This window comes from Clostridiales bacterium (assembly GCA_018333995.1).
Taxonomy (GTDB): Bacteria; Actinomycetota; Coriobacteriia; order Anaerosomatales; family SLCP01; genus JAGXSG01.
Genome location: JAGXSG010000008.1, coordinates 1 through 17,776, shown reverse-complemented (window position 1 = coordinate 17,776; position 17,776 = coordinate 1). Strand labels below are relative to the sequence as shown.

Below are 17,776 nucleotides of genomic sequence, written 5' to 3'. Positions count from 1 at the left end.
TTACGTCGATGTAAGTTACAGGTGATGTGATGAAGCCCGTTGGATTCGTGAACCGCCACGACGAGCTCGCGGCCCTCAAGGAATGGTGGGCATCCGAGGGTGCGGGCCTCGCCATCGTCTGGGGCCGCCGGCGCGTCGGCAAGACGCTGCTGCTCCAGCGCTTCGCCGAAGACAAGCGCACGCTCTTCCATACCGCCGCAGGCAGGCCCGCGGTCGACGAACTCGGCCTGATCTCTCGCGAGGCCGCAAACCTCGGCCTCTCAGGGATCCGCGACCTTCTGGCACGCCCGTTCGCCGACTGGGACGATGCCTTGGATACGCTCGCATCGGCGGCGACGTCTGAGCCGCTGCTGCTCGTGCTCGATGAGTTCCCGGAACTCAAGTCGAGCACCCCGCATATCGAAGGCCTGATTCGCGCGTTCTGGGACCGTGCGGCGGGCGCAACGAAGCTGCGTATCTTGGTCTGCGGCTCGGCGGTGCGCACGATGCAGTCGATGCAGGAGGAGCGCTCCCCCCTCTACGGCCGCTTCGGCCTCGCGCTGCAGCTCCACCCGTTCAAGCCGAGCGACGCCGCCCTGATGCTTCCCGACCTGAAGCCCGCGGATCGCGCGCTCGTGTGGGGACTGCTCGGCGGGGTGCCGCTCTACCTGTCGTGGTGGGACCAGTCCGCCTCGATCGCTAAGAACATCGAGCGGCTCTTCTGCCGCCCGGGAGCGCCCCTGCTCACTGAGGGCCAACTGCTGCTCGCGACCGAGGCCGACCTGGGCGATGTGGGGGGGCGCGTTTTGCGCGCGATCGCGACGGGACGTACCAAGCACAACGAGATCTCCGACGCAATCGGGACCGAACCCGCCCGGACCCTGGACCGGCTGATTGAGCTCCGGTTGGTCGAGCGGCTAACCCCCGTGACCGAAGACGAACGTCGCACCAAGCGGCGCCTCTATCGCATCGCCGACAACTACCTCGCATTCTGGCTCGCACACGTCGAGCCGAATCGCTCCGAGATCGAGCGCGGACTCGGCGACGCGGTGGCCAAGACGCTTCTGGCCTCACTCGACGACGCGATGGGCCGACCTTGGGAAGAGTCCTTCCGTTGGCATCTGCGGTCGCTCGTCGGCTCAGCGCTTGCGGCAGACATGGTGGCCATCGGACCCTGGTGGAACCAGGACAGTTCGGTCGAGATCGACGCGGTCGGACTCAGCGGCCGCTCGCGCACGCCGACCCTCGTCGGTGAGGCGAAGTGGGCGCGAAGCGAAGATGCCAGCTCGCTCGTGCGCGGACTCGAGCGAAAGGCTGCGGCACTGCCCGGGCCAGCAAGTGACCTGGCGCTCGTGGTGTGCGCTCGCGAGGAGCTACGCAACGTACCGTCCGGGGTCATCTCAGTGACTGCCGAGAGCATCTTTGGATCCAAGGGCTAGCGACGAGTCATTCGAAACCTCAGGGACACCCTGGAGTCAGTCGACCTCTCCGAAGTCCATCGGCACGCCGCCTGCGTCGCGTCTTCGATATCGGACCGCATGTGCATGGCCGATGACGGAAAGGTTGAGAAGAGCCTTCGCGCTCGGTGAGAGCCTTGGCCAGCATTGGGCGACAAATAGGGCGACAACTCATTCGAAAGCCGATTGTAGCCCGATCTCGCACTCGAAATCGGGCTACTCAGGCCATTGGCCTGCGGTTTTCTGGTGCCCCCAGGGGAATTCGAATCCCCGTTGCCGCCTTGAAAGGGCGGAGTCCTTGGCCGCTAGACGATGGGGGCGATATGTTGCGCGCATGGCGCGCTGTTTACATGGTGGGCCGTATAGGGATCGAACCTATGACCTTGGGATTAAAAGTCCCCTGCTCTACCAACTGAGCTAACGGCCCTCGCAGGCACACGGGATCGGCCCGAGCGCAAGGCAAAGGGAAGTGTAGCGTGCGCCCCTTGACGGGTCAAACCGTGCCTTCGGCCAGGTCTTCTGCCGTGCCATCTGCCTGGTTTCGCAACACACCCATTCGCTCCCGCTTCCAACACGGCGACCGCTATACTTCAGGTGACCAGGGACGGCCAAGGAGACGGAATCGCAGTGGAAGAGTACATCGCGAGATACTCGGTGCCAGCACTCATCATCGCGGGCTCGCTCGTCGCAGGGTTTCTCGGAGACCGGATCGTAATCGCGCGGGTTCGTGCGGCGTCAGCGGCGCGAGGCTGGATCGGCGGGGAGATCACCGCGCAGGCGCTCCAGGGAACGCTTGTCCTGCTTGCGGGACTCGCCGGCGCGTGGGGCGCGCTCGCGTCGCTCTATCCCGCTCCCCGCATCGAGCGGATGGCGACCGTCGTGCTCACGGTAGCTGCGATTATGGTCGTCACGGTAGTTGCGGCGCGGCTTACCGCCGGCCTTATCCGCGCCTACACGTCGCGTGAAAACGCGATGCTCCCGCAAAGCACCATCTTCATCAACATCGCTCGCCTCGCGGTGGTGGCGGTGGGTTTGCTCATCGCCCTCAACGCAATGGGGGTCTCGATCACCCCGCTTCTAACGGCGCTCGGCGTTGGAGGCCTTGCCGTCGCACTCGCACTACAAGACACCCTTTCCAACCTCTTCAGCGGATTGCAGCTCATCGGATCGCGCCAGATCGCGGTTGGCCAGTACATCCGCCTTGAGAGCGGTGAGGAAGGGCGCGTCGAGGATCTCACCTGGCGCTACACCGCCATTCGCCAACTCTCAAACAACCTCGTCATCGTGCCCAACGCCACGCTCGCGCAGTCGCTCATCATCAACTTCGACCAGGACGAGCACGAGACGTCGGTTCTGGTACCCGCGGGCGTCTCTTACGCGAGCGACCTCGAACGCGTCGAACAGGTGACGATCGAAGTCGCTCGGGAGGTGATGGCACGCACGCAGGCGCCATTCGACGACTTCGACCCGTTCATCCGCTACAACGAACTAGGCGATGAGGCGATCGGCTTCAACGTGATCTTGAGGGCGCATGAGATCACTGATCAGCACGTGCTGCGTCACGAGTTCATCAAGGCCCTCAAGACGCGCTACGAGGCCGAGGGCATCGAGATCCACTTTCCCCAACGCGCGGTCAACATCAAGGGCGCATAAGAAGCTCAAACGCGGTCGAGAGACGTTCCGCGACCGGCCCGCCTCGTCCGCGGGCGCTGACCACACCTGCAAGCGCGTTGGTGAAGAACACCTCATCTGCTCCCTCAAGGTCGCGACTCGTGATCTCCGCCTCGCGCGCGGGAGCTCCAATCTCACCGGCGATGTCAAACACGACCTCGCGCGCCACACCAGCGACCGCGAACGACATTGGCGGGGTGAGCAACTCGCCGCCAACCACGATCCACACCGTCGCCGTGGCGCCGTCGATGACGCGGCCTTCCGGCGTGACGAGCACCGCCTGCGCGCCGGGTCCCGCGGCCTTCTGCGCGGCGTCCCATGCGGTGCGCTCGGCGGGCTTGGCGGAACCGGGCGGCAACACGGGAAGCTCGGCAGTGATTACCGTGACAAGCGCCAACTCCGGTCCGCCCGGCACGTCAAGCGAGGAAGGGGCGTCGGACAATTCGATTCCGACGGAGCCGTCAGGACACACCGTGATCCCGAGCCGACAACGCTCAATCGTGCCGAGAGGGGCGAGCGTCTCGGCCGCGCACGCACGCACCCGCGCGAGCACTGAGGGACCGCATCCGCCAGCAGCCAGGCGCGCGAGGTGGTACGAAAGCAGAGGGACGCGTCTGTCAACGACCCGGCACGTCTCGCGCAGAGAGACCGGCGGGGTACCGTCGCCGGTAAGCGGCGACGCCTTGAGCAGCGTCTCAAGGTACTCCTCGGCAGGGGAAGAATCGATGGTGATGCCCGCTCCCGTCCCCCACGAGACTGCCCCGTCCGAGCACACCGCGGTGCGAATGAGTACGGAAGAGTCGATCTCGCCTGGACGTGCGACCAGGAGCGCTCCGGTGTAGATGCCACGCGGCCCGGACTCCAGGTGCGAGGCTATTCGCATCGCGGCTCGCTTGGGCGCGCCGGTGACCGAGCCGCACGGAAACGTCGCCTCCAGGAGTTCAGGAATCGATACGCCGGTCCGCAGTACCCCGTGCACGCGGGAGACCATCTGGTGACAGTAGGGCGTGGGTACCACCTCAAAGAGCGGACTTACCGCGACACTACCGGGAACGCACACGCGCCCGAGGTCGTTTCGCTCCATGTCGACCACCATCACGTGCTCGGCCCGCTCTTTCACGCTCTGAGCAAGCTCTGAGGCCGCGGCGGCGTCGGAGACGAGGTCGGCGCCGCGCGGTCGCGTTCCCTTGATGGGCCATATCTCGGCCACCCGCTCGGACCCGGTTCGTCTCACGCGCACGAACCGCTCGGGAGAGACCGAAGCGACCGTCAGTGTGGGCGTCTCCAGGTATGCGGCCATCTCGGCAGAAGCGCGATCCAGCAGCGCGGCGTACGTCTCGGCGGGACTGAGCGCAGCGACGCCGATGAGTTCGTGGGTGAGGTTGAGCACATAGACATCGCCCGCCGCGATCGCCTCGCGCACCGCACGCACACCAGCGCGGTACGCGCGCGCGTCCGCCGAGAAGCTCGCGCCGAGCACGAGCGGGGCGCGCGGGGCGCGCGCACGTGTCGTGGCAGGCGCACTCACGCCGACATGGCGCGACTCGGGTACGCACGAGCACTCGCACGGGCACGACGGCTGGCGATAGCTGAGCACCGTCGCCCGGCCATCATAGGCGGCGAGCACAGCCACCAGGCCCGCTTCCCCGCGGCCCTCGAACGCGTCCTCAAGCGCGGAAGCGGCGTACGCAAGCGGGACGTCCTCCGTGACCGTCAGCGGGTTCGAAGCGCACACGTGCTCGCCGCCAAACCACCCCCGCTCCGATGAAGGATTGAGCCTGAGAGTCAATCGGCTCAGGAGCCGTCGGGCACCGTGTGGGAGACGCGGCATCGGCTCCACGCCAGCTTGAGCGCTAGTGGCGGAAGTGGCGGTGGCCGGTGAAAACCATCGCGACTCCCGCTGCGTCGGCCGCTGCGATGACCTCTTCGTCACGCACCGATCCGCCCGGCTGGATGACGGCTGTCGCTCCTGCGGCCGCAACGACCTGGAGCGAGTCAGAAAACGGCATGAACGCGTCGCTCGCGCACACCGCACCGCGGGCCCTCTCGCCCGCCTGCTCTACCGCGATGACAGCGGATTTCACACGGTTCATCTGCCCAGCACCCACACCTACTGTCACCGAGTCGCGCGCGAGCACGATTGCGTTCGACTTCACCGACTTGGCCACCTTCCACGCAAACAGGAGCTGCTCCATCTCTTCCGCAGTAGGCTTCCGCTTGGTCGGGACGGTGAAGGTGGCGGGGTCCTCGGTCACTTCGTCACCAAATTGAACGAGCATGCCACCCTCGACCGCGCGTGACTCATAGTGGCCACCCACTCTCCGCACCCCGCCAGTGCGCACGACACGCACGTTCGGCTTGGTGGCGAGTAATGCTACCGCTGCCGCCTCGAACTCCGGCGCGATCATGACCTCAACGAACTGCCCGTTTTCGAAGATACGCTGCACGAGCGCGGCGGTTACGGGGCAGTTGAACGCCATCACGCCGCCGAACGCGCTGACCGGGTCGGCGTCGTGCGCGGCCTGATACGCCGCGGTGATGTCATCGGCCACGGCGACACCGCATGGATTGGTGTGCTTGACGATCACGCACGCGGAGACGTCGAACTCGCGCACGGCGGTCCATGCGGCGTCGGTGTCGAGAATGTTGTTGTACGAGAGCTCCTTGCCCTGGAGCTGGTCGGCACGGGCGAGCGTGTGCTCCTTGCTGTCAGCGAATCGGTAAAAAGCCGCCAGCTGGTGCGGGTTCTCGCCGTACCTTAGGTCCTGGACTTTCTCGAGGCGCAAGCGCACTTCTCCAGGGAAACTTCCGTTCGCATCACCGCTGGAAAGGTACGTCCATATCGCATTGTCGTACGCGCTCGTCGTGCGGAACACCTCTGTCGCGAGCACGCGGCGGGTTTCGAGCGCGGTAGCGCCACCGCTCGCACGCATTTCGGCGATGATGGCTTCGTAGGTGGCCGGGTCCGTCACGACCGCAACGCTTGCGAAGTTCTTCGCCGCGGAGCGCAGCATACTCGGCCCGCCGATATCGATGTTCTCGATCGCATCCTCCTCGGTCACGCCGTCCCGCGCAACGGTCGCCTCAAACGCGTAGAGGTTGACGACGACCATGTCGATCATGCCGATGCCGTGCTCATCGGCCGCCGCCATGTGCTCCTTTACGTCCCGCCTCGCAAGCAGGCCCCCATGCACGCGCGGGTGCAACGTCTTGACGCGCCCGTCCATCATCTCGGGAAAGCCGGTGAGGTCATCGATAGGCCGGACATCGATGCCGGCCTCGGCGAGGACTCTCGCGGTACCTCCCGTTGAGACGATCTCGACCCCGAACTCGGCTACGAGCGCTCGGCAGAACTCAACGATGCCGGTCTTATCGGTCACAGAGACGAGCGCACGCTTGACTTGCACCTCATTCATCGAACATCTCCCACTCTCTTGGGAACCCCGGACACCGTTGCACTATACCGCTTCCCGCTCACGCGCAAGATGCGTAAGATGCGCGAAATGCGCGAAACCCCGATACCGGGAAGCTGGCCCATCGGCATCGGGGTCTCGCAAAGCGGCGCGCGGCACCGCACTATCGCTACTGCAGGATTTGCTCCCATGCGCCGCCCACTACGCGGTACGCCGAGATTATCTGCTGCTTGTTGTCCCCGTTCTCATCGAACTCGATCACGCCTGTCACCCCGTCGAAGCTCCCCGCGCGGATCGCTTCGGCCACTGCCGCACGGTCGGGGCTTGACTGCAGCACGGCATTCACGAAGATGACCGCCGCGTCATACGCGTAGGAGTCGTAAGCCTCGGGCACCATGCCGTACTCGGCCTGGTACGCCGCGAGGAAATCTTGACCGCGCGCCTGCTGCTCGAGAGGCAGACCGAGGCTGGTCGCGACGTCTCCCTCGGCGTTAGCGGCGCCGGCTATCTGGATGTACTCATCGGAAAAGATGATGTCGCCGCCTATGAGCGGCACCCCGAGACCAGTGTCGTTCATCTGCTTGGAGATGAGTGCGCCCTCCGTATGGGCACCGGCGTAGTAGACCGCCTGCGGCTCGATGCTACGGAGCCTCGTGATCAGGGCGCTGAAGTCGACTTCCTTGGTCTGGATCTGGTCACGTGAGACAACCGTGCCGCCGAGCTGCTCAAACTCCTTCACGAACTCCTCAGCGAGGCCCTGACCGTACGGGGTCGAGTCATCGATGACAGCCACCCGATCAAAGCCGAGTCCCTCGAGCACGAGGTTGCCCGCGTACGCGCCCTGCGCGTCATCGCGCGCGACGATACGATTGACCGTCATAAATCCCTGCGCCGTTATCTGCGGATTCGATGAGACGGTGACCATGGCCATGCCCGCGTCCTCGTAGACAGGCGACGCCGGAATCGTGCATCCGGAGTTGAAGTGTCCGATGACGCCAATCACGCTGCTGTCGCCCACGAGCAGGTTCGCCACGTTGACAGCTTGCTTGGGATCGCCCTGGTCGTCCTCGGCACGCAGCACGAACTCGTAGCCTGCGGCCATAACCTCCTCAGAGTTGTTGGCCTCCTTGAACGCAAGCTCGACCGCGCGCTTCATGCCCTGGCCGTACACTGCGTTGTCGCCGGTGAGCGGGGCGGCAAAGCCGATCTTGACCTGAGTACGCCCCTCAGGAGCCGCGTCTGGGGCTTCCGCCTTCTCTCCCTGGCCGCAACCAACGAGCGCGGTGCTCGCCAACATCAGTGCCACCAGCGCGAGCATCCCGGTGCGGGACGGTGTGCGATTCCTCATAGTGATTCCTTTCGCCTACCCAGTCGCCACACGACTGCTGGGCTGAATTCGATGGGCTTGAATATACCGCAACCCCGATCAACCGAGAAGCGAGCGGCCATGTGGTGCGATACGAGCTGTGCGCCCCTCGATCACGACTCTGCCCTCGGCGATCCACTGAAGCGCCTGCGGGTAGAGCCGGTGCTCGACGGCGTGAATCTTGTTCTCGAGCGAGGCGAGTGTGTCGTCCTCCGCCACGGTAACCGCCTCCTGCGCGATGATCGGTCCCTCGTCGAAGCGCTCGTTTGCGAAGTGCACGGTGACTCCGGTCACCTTGACCCCGTGTTCGAAAGCGTCACGGATGCCAGACGGACCGGGAAACGACGGGAGCAGCGCCGGGTGGACGTTGACGACCTTATCCGGAAACTCGTCGAGAACCTCTGCGCCAAGCAGACGCATGTAGCCGGCCATAGCGACAACATCCGTGTCGTGGGCGACGAGCACATCTCTGATGGCCGTGTTGTACTCGGAGAAAGTTCCGTAAATGGTGCGGTCGACCCACGCTGCCGGAATCCCGGCCTTGCGGGCGCGCTCAAGCCCGTACGCCTCCTCACGGTTGGAGATGACGACCGCTACTCGGGCGTCGAGGCGGCCTTGCACAGTCGCGTCGATGATAGCCTGGAGATTGGTGCCGCTCCCAGAGATCAACACTCCTATGCGCATGAGTTCAGGCTCGGACATGCGTCGCCTCCTAGCGGTAACGAACCGTGCCCGTGCCTTCGACTACTTCGCCAATCTCGTAGACGCGCTCACCGGAGGCCCGCAGCTGCGCCGCAGCCGCGGAAGCGTGCGCCGGATCGCAGACGACGGCAAAACCGATACCCATGTTAAACGTCCGGTACATCTCGTCCTCGTCGATACCAGCCGCCATGCCGATCGTCTCAAAAACTCGCGGCACCCGCCACGCTCCTCGCACCACAAGCGCGTCACACGTCTCGGGGAGTGTCCTGCCGAGGTTTTCGGTGATGCCGCCGCCGGTGATGTGCGCCATAGCCTTGACCGGTACCTCTTCGAGAAGAGCGCGCACCGGACGAACGTAGATCCGGGTCGGCTCCAGCAGTACCTCGGCGAGAGTAGCGCCTCCAAAGTCGACACGCGGGAGGGCGAGCTGCGCTTCGTGTCCTTCCACCAAGACAGCGCGAATGAGCGAGTAGCCGTTGGAGTGCACTCCGCTCGACGCGATCCCCAAAATGACGTCGCCCGGGACCACCTCGGAGCCGTCAATCATACTGGGCCGGTCGACAACGCCCACGCAAAAGCCGGCGAGGTCGTAGTCGCCGGGGGCCATGACGCCGGGGTGCTCGGCCATCTCGCCGCCCACGAGCGCGCACCCCGCCTGGCGGCATCCCTCGGCAATACCCGAGACGATCCGCGTGGTAAGCGACGCGTCGAGAGCGCCAATCGCAAGGTAGTCGAGGAAGAAGAGCGGCTCGGCGCCGCAGGTCAGAATGTCATTTACGCACATGGCAACGAGGTCGATGCCAACCGTATCATGGCGGTCGAGCAGCTGGGCCAGCTTGAGTTTGGTGCCCACTCCGTCAGTCCCGCTCACGAGGACCGGGTCACGCATTTCTTTTAGCGCGGCGGCACGGAACAACCCGCCAAAACCACCGATATCCCCGATGACTTCGGGGCGGTACGTCGAGCGTACCGCATCCCGGATGAGGCTCACCGCCCGCGCACCCTCAGCCGTGTCGACCCCGGCGTCGCGGTAGGTGGTGTGCCGCGTGTCATCACTCATCGTTCATCGGTCTCCTCAGTCGCCGTCAAGCTGACATTTTACCGTAGCATGACAGGCGATGAGCGTGTCGCAGAGTGGGCGACGTCACCCGTTCTGCCCGTACGTGCCATCTAATATCTGCCTTAAGACCGACTGGACCCACTCGGAGATCGCGACCGGTCCACCAAAGACGTCGATCCGGCCTATCTCATCGACGTAAAGACTAAGTGCGTCAATGGTCGCCTCCGGAAGGTGATCGGGACGCGTGAGCAACATGACGCCTCCGTCACGACCAACCGCCGCTCCACCCGCAACACCGTCAGCGAAGTCCACTCCGGTAGCGATGCCTACGGTGGAAAACTCGCCCCATCCCATCATGACGGCCATCTCAGCCGCGATCGCCGCGGTCTCAAAGCGAGTGGCGCCGGCAATCCGTTCCGTCTGCACGCCGAGGGCGTCGACCGCATCGTCTGAGACTGCCGAGGTACCGCCAACAACCCAGGCCTGCGACGCGCCAATCTCTCCGATCGCGTCGAGGACCGCCTGGCGCGGTTCCTCGTCAACGAGCAAGACGGGGATTCGAGCGCGGTACGCATACGGTGAGATAGCGAGTGCATCGGGGAACGTCCCGCCGCTCACGACAAACACTTCACCGCTGTAATCGCCTCCGAGGACGGCGGCCACTTCCTTCGCGATCAGTGCGGAAGTCTCGTACCGGTCGCGTCCAGCGAAGCGCTCTACCACGTAGTCCTCGGCGAGCGTCGCCTCCACGCCGGGACCCACAGCGTTCTCACCACCCACGATGATGACCCTGTTGGCTCCGAGGCGCTCAATCTCAGAAGCGACCGCCTTCGGCAACGCCTTTGCGGGCGTGAGCAGGATCGGCGCGTCAAAGACGCCGGCAAGGCTCGTAGCTCCCAGCGCGTCAGCGAACCCGGCGCCAGTGGCGAGCACCACCGTATCGGCACTCTCCCAGTTCGCCGAGGAGACCGCGACAGCGGTTTCAAAGCGGTTCATGCCCGCGTGTCGCACAACGCCTTCGCCGGGCGTGATCGCCACAGGCGCGGAAAGCTCGCTCGTATGCCCGACGACATCGACCGCCTGCACCTTGAACCAGTACTCCACCCCGGTCTGAAGGCCAGAGGCCAGATACTGCGGCCACGAAATGAGCTCTGTGTTCACCTTGACGTACTGTCCGCCCTCGGCGTCGGCCACATACACGTTCCAGCCCGCAACATCGGAGTCCTCTTCGTCGGAGGGCGGATCCACTTGCGCCGCCGAGAACCACCATGGCACCGTGCCATCCTCCCACGTACCGCCAAACGGATCGTCCCACATGAGCTTGACCCTGCTGCCCCACGCTGACGCCGAGAGGCCCGTTGGCACGGATGGCGGGTCGAGGTTCACGTAAATGGTTGCGTACATGACCGTGATGTTGCCGTTGGCGTCCCGATACTCAGCGGTCACGGTCTGCGGGCCGTCGATTGGCAGCAAGTAAAACCAGGCGGCATCCGCAAACGCCTGCCACGGCGCGTCCTCGTCGTACTCGCTGTTAAGGTGGAAACGCATCTCCGTCGCGCCGGTCATCACACTATCAGCGCGAACGTGCGGGTCAGCGGTGTGCGTGTCACCGCCATTAAGAAGGAACTCGCCAACCGGGGGAGCGGTATCAACGAACAGATCGTGGAACACTCCGTCCGACACGTTGCCCGACGAATCGTACGCCCACGCACCATAGTACGCGTGCGTCTCGACGGGATTCACGGTGAGATCCCAGTCAGTCGCCCACGCACCCTTACCGTCAAACACGGTCGTCGCGAGCGGATCGTTGGGACCTGCGGGCGGGGCATCAGTGCGGCGGAGCACCTGTATGCCGGCGTAGGTGATGGGAGGAGGCGGCGTCCACGTGAGCGCTACTGTGCCATCCCGCACTTGCGCCTCAAACCCGCCGAGGGTCTCGGGAGCGGTCGTGTCCTCGGCAACAACCAAGGCGTGAGCGCCCGCAGACCAGTTCGAGTTGTCGTCGCGAGCATACGCCGCATAATGATAGGTTTGCCCGTGAGCCAGGCCGGCATCGCCAAAAGACTCACCGATCCCCTCGTAGACCACAGTCGCCTGAGGGTCGTTGGGACCGCTCGGCGCACCAGCAGTGCTCCTCACGATCCGGGTAAGCGCGAAATCCGCCTCGGTGGGATTGTCCCACTCAAGGTGTGCGTCACCGTCGGTTCCAGCGTTCGCCACAAAAGCCGCCGGTGCCCCAGGCGCCTCCGTGTCGGTGGTGATACGGAAGCCCTTCGTGGTGGACCACGAGGAGGGAACGCCGTCTGCCACCGCACGCACCCGCACGCGAGCCAGATCGGTGTCGACCGCGGGAATCGGCCAGCCGATATCCGTCGAGCCGGGCCCCGCCTGCCCAATTGAGGTGAAATCGTATTCGAACACCCTCACTTCATCGAGCGCGAACAGGTTCTCAGCGCCAGCACCTTGGTCGTTGAAGAAGTACCATTGGATGCGGTTGTCGCCCGTTCTGAGTTCCGCGGTCACCCTCGTCCATGGAATCGGCTCGAACGTGTACCAGGCGACCCGGTCGTTCACTATGAGCGCCGCGCCCGTGTAGTACGCCGCCGTGTCGTGGCGTGCCCAAAACTCCACCACGCCCGGCCCGCCTACCGTCACGGTTGTCACCAACGATCCTTCACCCCACTGGTTCGCGGCAAGCGCGCCAGACCGCGCGGAGTAGTCACCGCTATACACAACCGCGGGATTACTTGTGATCTCCCAGGGAACATCCCCCGCCGTATCGAACCCGGACAGGTTCCCCGATTCAAAATCGAAGTGCGCCACTTCCACCGGAAGACCTTGCTCCACTTCGAACTCGGCATCCGGGTCACCGCCCCTGGCCGGAGTCCAGCGGACCACCCCATCCGTCCCGCCGTACAAGAGATCGCCCGTGACGGGCTTGGTGACCCTCGGTCTCCCTGGATACGTCCGGTGCGCCGCATCGACGTTGATACGGCCACCGTAGGCAACCTGCCCTTCAAACTGGGACAGACGGTCCACCGTGTTTTCTATCCGCGCCTTGATCTCCTCGGCATCTGCGCCGGGAAAGCTGCTCTTGAGCAGCGCAAGGGCGCCAGTGACGTGTGGTGCCGCCATCGAAGTGCCGGAAAGCTCACCATAACCTCCTGCGCTGAGCATCGGCCTGGCGGAAGGATCGGTAGGGACGATGATGTCCAGCCCGGCAGGCCAGGGCCTCTCGTAGGGTGTGCGGTACTGCTCAGGAATCTGTCCTTCGAGCCCAGCGTATGGGGTCCCAGAGACTCCCCTGACTGAGTAACCCCACGTCCAATAGTCCATCGTGGTCGCCTTGAAATACTTGTCGAACCAATCTGTGTCCGCGCCCCAATAGACCATGTCGACCGCGAGCTCACCGCTCGCCATGACCATGCGGCCTCCGTTGTCGAGGTACTCGCCGATTACGGTGCGCTCTGGAGCTGATAAGGTTGGGTTGTCATACCAGCCCCATGCGGTGGCCCCAGTGAACCAGACGACTACCCTGTTGCGTAACGCACTGTGAGACGGTGTTCCTTGCGATTCGGTCCTCCATGTCGACACGTTGGTGAACCCAGCGCCAGCCAAGGTGTCGAGGTAGACTTGAAGCCGCTCATCAGGCGTCTCACCGGTCATCGCGGGCATACTGTCGTCGACAACGAGTATCGGCGTGGACGACAACGCGCCAACCTGCGTGATCGACCTCGTGATGATCGCGTCCCGGGTTGCGCCGGGCTCGAGCGCCTCGACCGCGAGCGCGAGATAGGTCATGCGATACGGCGGACTGTTGATGTAGATCGCGCACGTGTCCCACGGGAGCGTCGAGTTCACGTCGACGCCGGGTGCTGCGACCTCCACCGTGGCCGCTCCAAAGTTCGACCACGGGGCGATCTCGTCTTCGTGGCCGGTCGCCGCGACCGTCACTACGTTAGTGCTCTCAGATGATGCCGGGTAGTTGGATTCGGGCAGCGCATCGACGTCCTCGCCCCAGTTGCCTGCGGCGGCCACAAAGAGAACGCCGTGATCTGCCGCGTACTGAATGGCGTCTTCGAGGATCTGCGAGTAACCCCCACCCCATGACGCGTTGATGATATCGGCGCCATTGTCGACCGCGTACACGATCGCCTCTGCGCCGTCGAAATCCCATCCGCCCCCGGGGCCGAGGAACTTCACCGGCATGATCGTCACGTTCCAATTGACGCCGGCGATGCCCACCCCATTGTCGCCAACCGCTCCGATCGTGCCAGCGACATGTGTCCCGTGTTGGTCGCCGTCGACCGGATCGTACGGCGTCGAGTCGCGATTGTAGAAATCGTAGCCAAAGTTGTCGTCGATGAACCCGTTGCGGTCGTCATCGCGACCGTTGTTGGGAATCTCACCGCGGTTAACCCACCGGTTGGCCCGAAGATCAGCGTGTGCGTGGTTGACGCCCGTGTCGATGACAGCCACCACCACGTCCCTCGACCCGGTTCCGTACGTCGCCCACGCCTCCGGCGCGTCGATGTCCGCATCGGGTATCCCACCGGTCTGTCCGGTGTTGTGAAGTCCCCACAAAGTGTCAAACCGCGGGTCGTTGGGGGTCCGCCCGGTGAGTGGCTGATACGCTTGCGCCACCTCGACCCGGGCCGTAAGGCGAGCGCTACGGAGCTGCTCCGCTAGTCTCGCCGCGCTTACTCCCTGCCTTGTTGGCTCGACGAGTGCCCAACCGAGGCGCTCGGACGTCCGAACCACACGAAATCCGAGCTGTTTACCGGCGGCGTCGATCTGCGCGTCGGGGATTCCTGGGCGCCAGTCGACTACCACTCGGCGTGCCTGCGCCGGACGCAACTGGGTACGCACGTCGCCACCTGTCACGTCGGCGGCCTTTGCGTACGGAGCATCCGGACGGAGCCCCGGCGCCGGGTTGGGCGAGCCGCTCGCTCCGGCACCCCCTGTCGGCAGAAGCGTCGCGATCAAGAGCGTCGCGACGATGGCGCGGAGCGTCTTGCCCCTCGAAGACAGGAAACTCGACATGCTGCCCCTCCTCACTGGCACCGAAAACTACACTACCGCTCGCTTGGTGCGGCAGATCCACTATAGCCCTTCGACGTCACTGACACGCGGCAAGTTCGCAAGTCGGCACTCACCCGCCGAGAAACCCTCCAAGCGATGCGAACGCTGCGCTGGCCGCCGCCGCTATCGCCCCGCCGGCTAGCCACCCGGTACCGTGCGTGACGCGCGCGCCCGCGAACGCTCCTGCCCACGCGGGCAACGCGTAGCCCAGCGCCAGTCCGACGAGTCCCCAGAGCGCAAGCGGTGCTACCGTGGCGGCGAGGAGATCGCCACCGGCCGCGACATCGTTCGCGCTCTCAACCGCCGTGGCGATCGCGGCGGCCACGCGCACGCCGTCACCAGCCGTCCACGCTACGAGCACCACCGCTGCCGCCCACCACCAGCGCCGCTTCGCCCCAAGCGCACCCGCAAGGGCCGCGCCTCCAAAAGCCGTGACGGGATTGAACGTAAGGCCGAGCAAGGCGCCGAGTCCGAGATCGGCAAGAGCGGGCACCTACTCGGCCCGCCCGCACGGCTCGAACGAGAGTTTCCCTCGCCGGATGAGTTCTGGGATCTCAAGCGGGTAGTCGCCATTGAAGCACGCGAGACACAGCGCGTCCCCGGCACATCCGGTGGCGGTGACCATGTCGTCGAGCGAGAGGTACGAAAGAGAATCCGCGCCGATGTACTCGGCCACCTCAGTGAGCGACATCGAGGCGGCGATGAGCTGCTCTTGCGAATCGGTGTCAATGCCAAAAAAGCACGGCCACCGAACCGGCGGCGAGGTGATGCGCATGTGGATCTCGACAGCTCCGGCGTCACGCAACAACTGGACGAGCTTGCGCGACGTATTGCCGCGCACGATCGAGTCGTCGACCACTACCAGCCGCTTGCCGCTGATGACGTGCCGGAGCGGATTGAGCTTGAGGCGGATCCCTTGCTGGCGGATCGACTGCGTTGGCGAGATGAACGTGCGCCCCACGTAACGGTTCTTGATGAGCCCCTCACCAAACGGCAGGCCGCTTGCCTCGGCGAATCCTACCGCCGCCGGAACACCTGAATCGGGAACGCCGATGACGAGGTCGGCATCCGCGGGGGCAGAACGCGCCAGCGCCGCGCCCATCTGGCGGCGCGCCTCGTAGACGGTGCAGTCGTTGAGCACGCTGTCGGGGCGAGCAAAGTACACGAACTCAAAGACGCACATGCTCGGCTTCTGGGCGGGAACAGCACGCTCGGCCTCAAGACCGGTCGCAGAAACCTTCACCATCTCTCCGGGCGCCACGTCGCGCACATACTCGGCGCCCACGATGTCGAGCCCGCAAGTCTCACTCGAGACGACCCAGTTGCCGGAAGCAGTCTGGCCGAGCGCGAGCGGCCGCACACCGTGCGGGTCGCGGAACGCATAAAGCGCGCTCTCCGTGATGAGCACTACCGAGTACGCGCCCTTGATGAGGCGCATCGCCTCACGAATGCCTGCCCGGATGGTGTTGTTTTCCTGCGTGTAGTGGCCCACGAGCGTCGCGATGACCTCGGAATCGGTGGTTGAGCGAAAGCGGATGCCGTTGCCCTTGAGGTTCTCGCGCAACTCGTGCGTATTCACGAGATTGCCGTTGTGCGCGAGCGCGACCACCTGATGGCCGATGGCCGAGAGGTGCGGCTGCGCGTTCTCCCACGACGTGCTCATGCCGGTGGTCGAGTACCGCGTGTGGCCGAGAGCAACGCTGCCGGTGAGCGAGTCGAGATCCGGCTCGCGAAACACCGTGCTCACGAGGCCGAGGTTCTTGGTGACTGTGACGGTCTCGCCGTCACCCACGGCTATCCCCGCCGACTCCTGTCCGCGGTGTTGTAGCGCGTGAAGGCCAAAGTACGTGAGCCGCGCGACGTCCTCACCTGGAGCGTAGACGCCAAATACGCCACATGCCTCCTCCGGGTGATCGGGACGGTCCGCAAGGATCCAGTCGTCGCAGTGAGTTTCGCTGGCGCAGGAGAAATTCATTCGAGTGGGATCCAAACGGAGTCGGTGCGATGCGAACGCGCGTAGGATAGCACGATTCAGGGGGCCGTGGGCACGCTGTGCGACCAGGAAACTCGGCCTCGTCCGAGCCGATCACGATCACCGTCGACAACAGCAAGACAGGCAGGTCCACGAAGTCGCGATGAGGTCACTCAGCCGGTGAGAAGTGCGAGGCCCCGGGAATCCCGGGGCCTCGTCCGTTCGTGGTAGCCGAGCTTCGGCTGCGGGCGTATCCGTCGCTTACACTACTCGATCATGTTGTCCGTGCACTCGACCTGACCCCAGACCACGGCGTGGGCAGCGACGTAGATGTCGCCCTTGAACCCGCACTGCGTCCAGGTCCACGTGCTCTCCCACGTGGATGAATCAACAGGATCGAACCCGTACGAATCGCCATACGGGAACTGGCCGGGTGCGTTCGTGTAGACGGAGGTGCGGCCGCGCTTCACCTTGGGCAGCACGTCGTTGCCGACCCACAGGTGGGCCTCACCGATCGCGTAGCCCTCATCGACCTCATAGGTCACGGTAACGCAACCATCCTCGTAGTCGACGTAGACCTTACCGATCACGGTGCCGTTGCTCAGGATGTTCGCCCCAGCGCCGGCGTAGAGATCCCACTCATAGCTGCCCTCAGAAAGCGGCCCGTTCGTCCAACCCCAGAAGCGGTTGTTCACATAGTCCCAGTTGGGCTTCGCGTAGTCGTCACCGTAGGCCCAAGCAGTCTCGTCGGCCCAGCAGAGCTCCTGCATCTGATACATGCCAGCATCGATCGTCAGGTCGCTTGCGCCCGCCGCAAGCGTCACACAGTCGGTGATGCCTGTGGCAGGATTGGCGTTGCTGTCGATCGTGTCGTCCGTGCCCGCGTACTGCATGGTGAAGAACCAGTCGCCGTCAGGCAGGACGAACTGCACCTTGTAGTCGCCAGCCTTCAAGCTGTCGAACAGGAAGTAGCCGTTTGCATCTGTCAGCATCGTGTCGATGATCGCGACCGGCGCACAGAGTTCGTCGACCGACCACAGGTTCACCGTCACGCCCTCGATGCCCGGCTCGCCC

The 17,776-nt window shown here is 64.5% G+C and carries 11 protein-coding genes and 2 tRNA genes; 2 read left to right on the top strand and 11 right to left on the bottom strand.

The features are described from left to right. Positions 1-29: 29 nt before the first annotated feature. Positions 30-1,418 (top strand): ATP-binding protein, encoded by a 1,389-nt coding sequence (locus KGZ40_02285; GenBank protein MBS3956349.1) that lies wholly within the window; start codon positions 30-32, stop codon positions 1,416-1,418. 262 nt (positions 1,419-1,680) lie between these two features. Here KGZ40_02285 and KGZ40_02280 read toward each other — a convergent pair. Next, a tRNA-Glu gene (locus KGZ40_02280) sits at positions 1,681-1,756 on the bottom strand. 31 nt (positions 1,757-1,787) lie between these two features. Then, positions 1,788-1,863: transfer RNA gene (locus KGZ40_02275), tRNA-Lys, on the bottom strand. A 200-nt stretch (positions 1,864-2,063) separates the two neighbouring features. Here KGZ40_02275 and KGZ40_02270 point away from each other — a divergent pair. Next, positions 2,064-3,089: a mechanosensitive ion channel family protein gene (locus tag KGZ40_02270; GenBank protein MBS3956348.1), complete on the top strand. Its 1,026-nt coding sequence runs from the start codon at positions 2,064-2,066 to the stop codon at positions 3,087-3,089. On the opposite strand, the gene KGZ40_02265 is transcribed toward KGZ40_02270, so the two are convergent. The 9 genes from KGZ40_02265 to KGZ40_02225 all read right to left on the bottom strand — a co-directional run. Then, positions 3,076-4,938, bottom strand: a complete 1,863-nt coding sequence (locus KGZ40_02265; protein ID MBS3956347.1) for a bifunctional anthranilate synthase component I family protein/class IV aminotransferase — start codon at positions 4,936-4,938, stop codon at positions 3,076-3,078. The two genes, KGZ40_02270 and KGZ40_02265, sit on opposite strands and share 14 nt — an antisense overlap. Positions 4,939-4,960: 22 nt before the next feature. Next, positions 4,961-6,523, bottom strand: coding sequence for a bifunctional phosphoribosylaminoimidazolecarboxamide formyltransferase/IMP cyclohydrolase (purH, locus tag KGZ40_02260; protein ID MBS3956346.1), 1,563 nt, complete (start codon positions 6,521-6,523; stop codon positions 4,961-4,963). A gap of 166 nt (positions 6,524-6,689) precedes the next feature. Then, positions 6,690-7,868 (bottom strand): branched-chain amino acid ABC transporter substrate-binding protein, encoded by a 1,179-nt coding sequence (locus tag KGZ40_02255; protein ID MBS3956345.1) that lies wholly within the window; start codon positions 7,866-7,868, stop codon positions 6,690-6,692. A 78-nt stretch (positions 7,869-7,946) separates the two neighbouring features. Then, on the bottom strand, positions 7,947-8,588 hold the full coding sequence (locus tag KGZ40_02250) for a phosphoribosylglycinamide formyltransferase (protein MBS3956344.1): 642 nt from the start codon (positions 8,586-8,588) through the stop codon (positions 7,947-7,949). A 10-nt stretch (positions 8,589-8,598) separates the two neighbouring features. Then, a complete protein-coding gene (locus KGZ40_02245; protein ID MBS3956343.1) occupies positions 8,599-9,648 on the bottom strand; it encodes a phosphoribosylformylglycinamidine cyclo-ligase in 1,050 nt (349 codons plus the stop codon). Between the two features lie 84 nt (positions 9,649-9,732). Next, the gene (locus KGZ40_02240; GenBank protein MBS3956342.1) at positions 9,733-14,691 is read right to left on the bottom strand and encodes a S8 family serine peptidase; all 4,959 of its coding nucleotides are present in this window, start codon (positions 14,689-14,691) and stop codon (positions 9,733-9,735) included. A gap of 109 nt (positions 14,692-14,800) precedes the next feature. Next, complete coding sequence (locus tag KGZ40_02235) at positions 14,801-15,223, bottom strand: hypothetical protein (GenBank protein MBS3956341.1); 423 nt, start codon at positions 15,221-15,223, stop codon at positions 14,801-14,803. After that, positions 15,224-16,705 (bottom strand): amidophosphoribosyltransferase, encoded by a 1,482-nt coding sequence (locus KGZ40_02230; protein MBS3956340.1) that lies wholly within the window; start codon positions 16,703-16,705, stop codon positions 15,224-15,226. 263 nt (positions 16,706-16,968) lie between these two features. Beyond that, on the bottom strand, positions 16,969-17,776 hold an 808-nt coding region (locus tag KGZ40_02225; GenBank protein ID MBS3956339.1), incomplete at its 5' end, for a hypothetical protein.